The 826-nt window shown below is 48.7% G+C and carries 1 protein-coding gene; it reads left to right on the forward strand.

Annotated features, from left to right (window positions below):
- Positions 1 to 335: 335 nt before the first annotated feature.
- Positions 336 to 826, forward strand: a 491-nt coding sequence (locus ACTJJI_RS26195; protein ID WP_440656307.1) for a hypothetical protein, incomplete at its 3' end; no start/stop codon positions are given.

The following is an 826-nucleotide window of genomic DNA, read 5'->3' on the forward strand; positions in this document are numbered from 1 at the left end:
GTTATCCGTGCCGTCTGGCGTTTTCTGTTCTGATTTTCTGTGCCAGTCACTGCCGTTTCGATCTGTTTCGACGATCGAATTATGCCACTTAAATAGCCACAAACTATCAATAAATAAATATCGATCGTTTTTATTGATAGATATCAACGATCAGTTTACGCATATCGATCTGAATTAACAATTATCCCACCTTCTGATAAGCCAGTACGATCTGTGCTGCATGTGAAGATAACCCTGCCACTGCTTATATTTAATTAATTGTTTATAAAGGAATATTTTATGATTCACTTTGTCTGCATCCTGCCCTCCTGTACGACTCATCGGGAGGCAAAACCATGAAATCATATCCGTTTGTACGCCCCGACCTGTTCGCCTGGTGCCTGGCGGTTGTCCTTCCACTCCTCTGGATTGTGCTGTTCCTGAATTTTCCTCAGCCCCTCGCACTGACCGTTTATATGGTTGTTGCCCTGGTCTGGGTGTTGCTGGACCGTACTAACCTGATGAAACAGGGCATTACGCCACCGTCCTTTATCTGGTTCTGGTTCCCGGTGGTGTATCTCCGTCAGCGTGACCAGATGCAGGGTAAACCCTGGCGACTGATGCAGGTCTGGTTGTTGTGTACTGCCCTGTCGCTCGCGGGAATATATCTGCTTAACCGGCAGTCAGGTACGGAAAACCTGGCGCAGAATGCCTGTCATGCGGTGACAAAAATCCTGCGGGATGAGGGGTTTGACGAACGCTGTATCCGCGTGACAGAGATGCGTGAAGAAGTGAACGGGCGTTTCTGGCAGGCACAGGCGTTGCTGAATACCGGCGTGAAGGAGCC

The sequence above is a fragment of the Enterobacter sp. 22466 genome (assembly GCF_052044775.1).
Taxonomy (GTDB): Bacteria; Pseudomonadota; Gammaproteobacteria; order Enterobacterales; family Enterobacteriaceae; genus Enterobacter; species Enterobacter dissolvens.